The sequence below is a fragment of the Kitasatospora sp. NPDC036755 genome (assembly GCF_040636595.1).
GTDB lineage: Bacteria > Actinomycetota > Actinomycetes > Streptomycetales > Streptomycetaceae > Kitasatospora.
In genome coordinates, this window is the sequence record NZ_JBEZUT010000062.1 from 23,918 (window position 1) to 32,037 (window position 8,120).

7 protein-coding genes are annotated in these 8,120 nt (G+C 75.1%); 2 read left to right on the forward strand and 5 right to left on the reverse strand.

Translation table 11 applies throughout. The features are described 5' to 3' along the window. Positions 1–457 precede the first annotated feature (457 nt). The 3 genes from AB0E96_RS12390 to AB0E96_RS12400 form a co-directional block, all read right to left on the reverse strand. Complete coding sequence (locus AB0E96_RS12390) at positions 458–2,434, reverse strand: serine/threonine-protein kinase (protein ID WP_359821919.1); 1,977 nt, start codon at positions 2,432–2,434, stop codon at positions 458–460. A 113-nt stretch (positions 2,435–2,547) separates the two neighbouring features. After that, positions 2,548–3,477 carry an alpha/beta hydrolase gene (locus tag AB0E96_RS12395; RefSeq protein ID WP_359821922.1) on the reverse strand — a complete coding sequence of 310 codons (930 nt, stop codon included), beginning with the start codon at positions 3,475–3,477 and terminating at the stop codon, positions 2,548–2,550. A gap of 120 nt (positions 3,478–3,597) precedes the next feature. Then, the gene (locus AB0E96_RS12400; RefSeq protein WP_359821924.1) at positions 3,598–4,356 is read right to left on the reverse strand and encodes a dienelactone hydrolase family protein; all 759 of its coding nucleotides are present in this window, start codon (positions 4,354–4,356) and stop codon (positions 3,598–3,600) included. Between the two features lie 211 nt (positions 4,357–4,567). Between AB0E96_RS12400 and AB0E96_RS12405 the strand changes: the two genes are divergently transcribed. After that, entirely contained in the window at positions 4,568–4,993 is a 426-nt protein-coding gene (locus AB0E96_RS12405; RefSeq protein WP_359821927.1) for a DUF6191 domain-containing protein, read from the forward strand. On the opposite strand, the gene AB0E96_RS12410 is transcribed toward AB0E96_RS12405, so the two are convergent. Next, complete coding sequence (locus AB0E96_RS12410; protein WP_359821930.1) at positions 4,954–5,355, reverse strand: VOC family protein; 402 nt, start codon at positions 5,353–5,355, stop codon at positions 4,954–4,956. The genes AB0E96_RS12405 and AB0E96_RS12410 overlap by 40 nt on opposite strands. A gap of 355 nt (positions 5,356–5,710) precedes the next feature. Between AB0E96_RS12410 and AB0E96_RS12415 the strand changes: the two genes are divergently transcribed. Further along, positions 5,711–6,508: an inositol monophosphatase family protein gene (locus tag AB0E96_RS12415; protein ID WP_359821933.1), complete on the forward strand. Its 798-nt coding sequence runs from the start codon at positions 5,711–5,713 to the stop codon at positions 6,506–6,508. A gap of 100 nt (positions 6,509–6,608) precedes the next feature. Here AB0E96_RS12415 and AB0E96_RS12420 read toward each other — a convergent pair whose 3' ends face one another. Next, entirely contained in the window at positions 6,609–8,108 is a 1,500-nt protein-coding gene (locus AB0E96_RS12420; protein WP_359821936.1) for a pyridoxal-dependent decarboxylase, read from the reverse strand. Between the last annotated feature and the right edge of the window lie 12 nt (positions 8,109–8,120).

Below are 8,120 nucleotides of genomic sequence, written 5' to 3' on the forward strand. Positions count from 1 at the left end.
TGTGGGGCGGGACGGGCACTGACGTGCGGGAACCCCGTGCAGTCGAGCGGCTCGCCACCATGGGGTGGGGGTGGGGCTACCGCCGGGGGGTGACCAGAAGCATGACAATCCGCCAGGTGAATTGACAGGTCTGCTTCATTGATTGGCCAGGTCCCGCCATTGGGTAAAGAACCTCCAATCGGCGGGCGAACCGGGGCAATTCACCGCAATCCGCCGGGCGCTACGACCCTGGCGAAGGCCGACCGCCTGCGCCTACGGGCATTCGCCCGGCGCTCGCCGACCCGACGCACCGGGCCGACCGACCCTCGATCGACTTTTACATGTGTGTAGAAGATTCCCTACGGTTCCTTGACACCAGGGTGGCGAGGATCCGCCACCCGAACCCCTTGCCCGGCACGGAAGGTCCTGCTATTCGGGGCCGCCGCCCATCTGCCCGGCGCGGTCGCCGCGGGCTCCCTCACTGGAACCGCCACTCCTGGGCGGTGTTGCCGGGGGTGCAGGCGACCATGGTGACGGCGCCGCCGGGGCCGTTGTTCGTCATGCAGCTCTGGTTCTGGTAGTCCCCGAGCGTGTACGAGCCCGCGGAACTTCCGGTGCGGACAGTCCAGTTGGTGAGGAAGCTGAACCCGCTGTTCAGGACCACCTGCCGGTCCATCGTCTGGACCATCATCGGGCCGCCGTTGTTGCAGGCGTTGAAGAGGATCCACGAACCCGGGTTGGTCGACCGCACCCAGCCGTACTGCGTGTGGCCACCGACCACGATCGGGTTGTCGCCCTTCAGGTTGTCGTCGCGCAGCCCGATCGCACGGCCGTCCTTCACGCTGACGATGGTGGTCCAGCTGCTCCCCTCGCAGGACGGCGGCCTGTTCGAGCCCGCCGGGCTGTTGGCGGTGCCGCCGGCGGTCTGGGCCGGGGGCTGCGGGTTCTGGTTGGCGGGCGGGTTGGGCTGGTTGGGCTGGGTGCCGCCGCCGGACTGGTTGGCCTGACCTCCCGACGCCCCTCCCGACGCCCCTCCGGCCGCCGCGCCCGTACCGCCGGTCCGGCCGGCGCCGGAGCCGCCCGGTGCGGCGGCCGGGGGGAGTGCGGCCTGCGGCGGGTTCTGGGCCGCGCCCGGCGTCGGCTGGTCGGCACCCGGGGTGGCCGCCGGGGTGTCGGTCGGCGCAGGGGCGGCGGGTGCGGTGGTGACCGCGGGCGCCGACGTGCCGCCACCCGGGGTCACGGGCGCGGTGACCACGACCGTCGGCTGTGCGGCGGGCGGCCGCGCCGCGTCGGAGCCGCCCGCACCGCGGTCGATCAGCAGGACGGTCGCCGTGCCCATCGAGATGACGACGGGAACGACGACGGGTACCAGCAGGGTGCGCCGCGAGCGCCGACGGCCGGGTTCGGTCGGCGCCTGCGGCTCCACCTTCGCGACCTCGTCCGGCACCTGGGCTCCGCCCTCGGCGGGCGCCATCACGACCCCCGCCGCGGCCGGTACCGCCGCCGCGCCCTCGGCCCCCGGGGCCCCGGTGCCCTTCGCCGCCGCACCCGCACCGGGCCGGAGCCGGACGGTCCCGCTGTCGGCCGGTCCGGTCTTCCGGAGCACCGGCCGGGCCGCGGGGTGCTCCCCCGCGAGTGCCGCACGGGCGGCCGCCGCCATCTCGGCGGCGTCGGCGTACCGCTCCTCGGGCTTCTTGGCGAGCGCCCGGGCGACCAGCGCCCGCACCGGCGCCGGGAAGGTCTCCGGCAGCTCCGGCACCGGCTGGTTGACGTGCTTGAGCGCGATCTGGAGCGGTCCGTCACCGGAGTACGGCGGCTCGCCCGTCAGCAGCTCGTAGCAGACCACGCCGATCGAGTAGAGGTCGGTGGCTGGTCCGAGGTCCGCGCCCTCGGCCTGCTCCGGGGACATGTAGAGCGCGGTGCCGATGATCGCGAACGGGGCCGTGAGCTTGGTGCTGGCGAGCGCCCGGGCGATGCCGAAGTCGGTGACGGCCACCCGCCCGTCGTCGCGCACCATCAGGTTGGACGGCTTGACGTCCCGGTGCACGATCTCCCGCCGGTGCGCCGCGTGCAGCGCGTCCAGGGCGCCGGCCACCAGTCCGAGGGTGCGCTCGACGGTCATCGGCCCGGTGTCCTTGAGCACCCGGTCCAGCGGGCGGCCGTCGATCAGCTCCATGACGATGTAGGCGCAGCGCTCCTCGTCTCCCCCGCCGCTCTCGCCGTAGTCGTGGACGCCCACCACACCGGGGTGGTCGACGGCGGCCACCAGCTGGGCCTCGCGGCGGAAGCGCTGGGCCGAGGTGTCGTCCTCCAGCAGCTCCGAGCGCAGGATCTTGACCGCGACCCGCCGCGCCAGCACGGTGTCCTCGGCCTTCCAGACCGAGCCCATCGCTCCGCCGCCGATCCTCTCGATCAGCTCGTACCGCCCACCGAGCACGGTGCCCACGCCGCTCATACCCCTGCTCCCCCATGTCATGACCCCGCCCCGACGGGTCGTCGGCACACAGTGTGCCAGAGCGTGTCACAGCCTCAGCTGTGCGGTTCCGAAAAGGAATTGGCCACAAGTCGTCAGTTTCCGCCAAAGTATCGAGCCCGGTCCGCGACCTCTCGGACGGCCTCGACGACGGCCCGGGGCCGGTCCGCCTGAATGGCGTGACCGGCGCCGTGGACCTCGGCGTGCGTCCCCCGGACGGCGCGCCTCGCGATGCCCGCCTGCAGGGCCGTCCAGTGGACCCGCATCGCGCGGGGCAGACCCCGGGTCGCGCTCAGGACCGCCAACGGCGCCTCCAACGGCGGGGCCCCGGCTCGGCGCCGCCGGACCCCGGGGGCGGCGGCCACGGTCAACCGCTGCTCGGCGAGGACGGCCCGCCGCTGGTGCCGGTGGGCGACCACGGCCGCCTCGGCCCGGTCGAGTGGCTCACCCGGCCCCGGCACCGTCCGCGACAGCGCGGCCCGGTACAGCCACAGCCGGTTCAGCACGGCCTCGGCGACCTCGATGGACCGCGGCTGGAAGTCCTCGTGCGCCGGATCCACCAGCACCAGCCCGGCCACCAGCTCCGGCCTTTCCCAAGCGAGGAGTTGGGCCGTCTGGGCACCCCAGCTGTGCCCCACCAGGAGGGCCGGGCCCGCGCCCAGGTGCCGGACCAGGGCCGCCAGATCGGCGAGCTGGCCGCTCACCGTCGGTGCGGCACCCGACTCGGGCTCGCTGGCCCCCAGACCGGCCCGGTCGTACGCCACGACCCTTCCATACCGGGCGAGTTCGGGCAGGACGGCCGACCAGCCGAGCGCCGTGGTGCCGCAGCCCGCGATCAGGACCACCGGCGCGACACCTCCCCGACCGGCCTCCACCCAGCGCAACGCCCTTCCACCACGGTCGAGTTCACCCGTACGCACACCGTCGGGCAGGTGCTCGCCGAGCGCCCGGGCGACGGCCGCCTGGACGCTCCGCAGGCCCTCCCCCGAGGGTGGCGCCCCCCGCTCGCCCCGCGTGGTGTTCATGTGCCGCCCCCCTGGTCTCGTCGACCGGCCCCTCCCCCGGGGCCGGTCACAGGTCAGCTGGCCCGTTGGCCGGTCAGTGGCAGGTCGGCGGCCCGTCGGTGTCCGGTCAGGCCGTCGACCTCAGGCCGGCAGGACCCGCCCCAGCAGGCCGAGCAGCGCCTCCCAGTGCCGCTCGTCGGCCGCCGCGTCGTAGCGGCTGGTGTCGGCCTGGGTGTAGCCGTGCGGCGCGCCGGCGTAGACCTCCGCCCGGTGCCGGACACCGGCGGCGGTGAGGGCCTCGGCGAGCCGGTCGATCTGCTCGGGCGGCAGCGACGGGTCCTCGTCCGCGTGGCCGAAGTACAGCTCGGCGGTGATCCGGTCGGCGCCCAGGTGCGGGCTGTCCGGGCTGTCGGTGGCGAGGCTCCCGCCATGGAACCCGGCCGCGACGGCGACCCGGTCCGGGTGGCTGGCGGCCGTGCGCAGCGCCAGCAGCGCCCCACGGCAGTAGCCGGTCAGGCCGACCGGACCGTCCTGGACCAGCGGCGACTCGGCGAGCCAGCGCAGGTACGCGTCCGCGTCGCGGGTGGTCGCCTCCGGGGTGAGCGTGCCGAGCAACGGGACGATCCGGGCGAAGAGTTCGTCGGCCCGGTCCAGGTCGATGAGCTCCGGCAGTTCGACGACCGGTGCCCGGCCGTCGCGGTAGAACACGTTGGGAACGAGCACGGTGTACCCGGCCGAGGCCAGCCGGTCGGCCATGCGTTCCAGGTGCGGCCGGAGCCCGAAGGCGTCCATGTAGAGGATGACACCCGGGTGGGCCCGACCGTCGTCGGGATGGGCGAGGTAGGCGTCGGCGATGCCGTCCGCCGTCGGGATGTCCACGAGGGTTCCGCGTACGGGCATGGTGAGGGGCGCTCCTTCCGGTTCGACCGGCAGCGTATCCGGTGACCCGCCACCCCACCCCTGTGCTTTCCGTCGCACTGCGCCCGCGGAGCGCCCGAGGCGCGTCCGGGGCGGTTCGGGGCGCGTCCGGGGCGTGTCCGGGGCGGTTCCTGGGCGATTCCGGGGTCCGTCCGCGGGGAACGCCCGGGCCCTGTGGGCGCGTTGAGCGGGCATGGGGTTGATCGTGGGTCTGGCGGCGACGGTCGCGACGGTGCTGGGGTTGGTGCTCCTGGCGATGTGGCAGGTCCAGGGCGAGTCCTCGTCCCGGCCGCGGCGGCGCGGGCCCGGGGCGGGGCTGGGCGCCGGCGGCCTCGAGGAGCTGCACGCGCTGTTCAGCCCGGGCAAGCAGGTGCAGGTGGAGCAGAAGCGGGATCAGCTCGTACTGCGGGACGACGCGCAGGCCGGAGCGCCTCCGCGGTTCGGCGTGGATCTGGACCGGGGCGTCGCGGTGCTGCCCGGCGGGGCCGCGGGATGGCGCCCCGGCCCCGCGCAGCACGGGGGTAGCGGCACGGGCGCGGGTGCGGGTGCGGTCGACTGGGCACCCGAGGAGACGGGGGCTCAAACACCCCAGGTGCGGGAGCAGAGCACCAACCGGTAGCCGTCCGGGTCGGCCACCGTCACGCCGTGCTCGTCCCAGTACGGGTTGCGGGACTCGACCCGGGTGCCGCCGAGCTCCTCCAGCCTGGCGACCAGCGCCTCGTCCGCCGGGGCACCGAGGTAGACGACGAACAGGTCGTCGACCGTCGGGGTCGGCTCCAACGGCCGCTCCGGGTCGTGCGTCAGCTCGAAGTGCCAGCTGCCGCCCGCCGGTCCGACCATCAGCAGGTCGTGCTTGCCGGACACCCGCTCGGTGCTGCGCCACTGCACGGCGAGGCCGAGGCCGTCGACGTAGAAGCGCTCGGCCGCCGCGATGTCGCGCGAGGGACGGGCGATCCGGACCCGCATGGTGGCATCGATCATGCCGGCGACCATAGCCGATGCCGCTGGAAGCCAACCATCCTGTGCGACAGGTTCGTGGACGGATCGTCAGGAAGCGTGGGCGACGGATCCCCGCCGGAGGCCCGGGGCGGGCGAGGCCGGACGGGCACCCGGCCCGGCGGCGGAGCCGGCGGGAACGAGCGACGGATGACAGATGACAGCTGACAGATTTCGAAATCTGTCAGCTGTCATCTGTCATCCGTCGGCGGTCATCCGGCCGTCATCCGTCGCCCGTCATCCGTCGCCCGCCGTCCGCCGGCGCCCCACTGGTCCGCCGCCGCCCCGTTCCTCCACTCGTGGGAGAGTGGTAGGCAGCGAAGGGAGCGCGAACGTGCTGATGGACAAGGTGGCGGAGATACTCGCCGAGGCGTCGGCCGAGGCGGTTGAGCCGCGCTTCCGGGCGCTGGCCGCCGGCGAGGTGATGGAGAAGGCGCCCGGCGAGCTCGTGACGGTCGCCGACCGTGAGGCCGAGGCGATCATCGCCCGCCGACTGCACGAGCTGCTCCCCGTCCCCGTGGTGGGCGAGGAGGCCGTCGCCGCCGACCCGGCACTCGCCATGGCGCTCCACGACGAGCCCGCCGCCTGGCTGGTCGACCCGGTGGACGGCACCGCCAACTTCGTGGCCGGCAGACCCGAGTACGCCGTGATGTGCTCCCTGGTCCGCTCCGGCCGGACCGTCGCCTCCTGGATCTGGCAGCCCGCCACCGCCACCGCCTACTGCGCCGAACTGGGCTCCGGCGCCTGGCGCGACGGCGTCCGTCTGAGTCGCCCTCCGGCACCGAAGGACGTCTCGAAGCTGCGCGGCTCGGTGAAGAGCCGCTACCTCGACGCCGAGCACCGCCGCCGGCTCCAGGACAACGTGGCCTCCTTCGGCGAGATCTCCGCCGGTCGGCACGCCGCCGGGATCGAGTACCCGGACGTCGTCGACGGCCGCTCCGACTTCGTCCTCTACTGGCGCACCCTCCCCTGGGACCACGCCCCGGGCTCCCTCCTGGTCACCGAGGCCGGCGGCGTCTCCGCCCGCCCGGACGGCACCCCGTACCGCCCAGAGGCCCCCGGCTGCGAGGACGGCCTCCTGGTCGCCGCCGACCCCGAGACCTGGGAGCTCACCAGGTCGATCCTGCTGGCCGGCTGACCCCGGCCCCGGCCGCCCGGACTCCCCGGCCCGAGCACCCCCACCCCGAGCACCCCGGCACGCGCACCTGCGGCCGGCGAGCACCGGCCCCCCGGTCGCCCTACCCCGCCCGCTCTCCCGCCGCCTCGCGGCCGGCGCCCACCACGTCCCGCAGCAGCGCGCCGACCTCACCCACCGTGGTGTGCGGATTCAGCAGCGTGAGCTTCAGCCGGACCCGGCCCGGCCCGTCGCCCGGCAGTTCGGTGCGGCCGACCACCGCCCGGCCGGTGCGCAGCAGCAGCCGCCGCAGCCGGCCGTTCAGCTCGTCCAGCGCCGCCTCGTCCGTCACACCGGGCGGCCGGTAGCGGAAGAGGACGGCGGTGAGCACGGGCTCGGTGTGGAGTTCGAGCGCCGGCTCGGCGCGCACGGCGTCGGCGGCGGCCCGGGCGAGGTCGTGGCAGGTGTCGACCAGCCGGCCGAGCCCGTCGCGGCCGAGGGTGCGCAGGGTGACGGCGAGTTTGAAGGCGTCGGCCCGGCGGGTGGTGCGCAGCGAGCGGCCGAGCAGGCTGGGGTAGCCGGCCTGCTCGTCGTCGACCGGGTTGAGGTACTCGGCGCGCCGCGCGAGCGACACGTAGGTCTCGGCGCGGCGCACCAGGAACACCCCGGCCGCGGCCGGCTGCCAGCCGAGCTTGTGCCAGTCGAGGGAGACCGAGTCGGCGCGGGCGATGCCGTCGAGCAGCGGGGCGAGCCGGTCGGAGAGCAGCGCGCCGCCGCCGTACGCGGCGTCCACGTGCAGCCAGGCGCCGTAGCGGCCGGCGAGGTCGGCCGCGGCGGCCAGCGGGTCGACGGCTCCGGTGTCGGTGGTGCCGGCGGTGGCGACCACGGCGATCGGGGTCCGTCCGGCCCAGCCGGCCTCGGCCATCGCCCGCTCCAGTTCGTCGGCCCGCATCCGCAGCCCGCGGTCGACCGGGACGGGGATGACGGCCCGCTCGCCGAGGCCGAGCAGGGCGGCGGCGCGCTGGACGGAGAAGTGCGCGGCCTCGGAGGCGAGGATGCACGGCCGGGGCCCGACCGGGATGCCGTCCAACTCCACGATGCCGTCGAGCTTCTGGTCGCGCGCCAGCATGAGCCCCATGAGGTTGGACTCGGTGCCGCCGGAGGTGAGGACGCCGGCGGAGCGCTGCGGGTCGTAGCCGACCAGTGCGGCGAGCTCGGCGAGCAGGGCGCTCTCCAGGGCGGTGGCGGCGGGGGCCTGGTCCCAGGAGTCCTGGGAGGGGTTGAGGGCGCTGACCGCGAGGTCCGCCGCGACGGCGACGGCCAGCGGCGGGCAGTGCAGGTGGGCGGCGCAGGCCGGGTCGGCGGGGTCGGCGGCGCCGTGGGCGAGGAGCTCGGTGAGCCGGGCGAGGGCTCCGGGGCCGTCGGCGGCGGCCAGCGCCTCGTCGACGAGTGCGGCGAGTTCGGCGGGGCTGCCGGCCGGCAGCGGTCCGGAGCGCGTGGCGGCGCCGGTCTCCAGGGCGTCGAGGACGGTGGCCAGCAGCGGGGCGAGGGCGCCCGTACGCCGGAGTCGTTGCCGCCGAGGAGGAGCAGCGGGCCGGACCAGCCGAGCACCAGGACGGCGCAGAGCGCGAGCGGC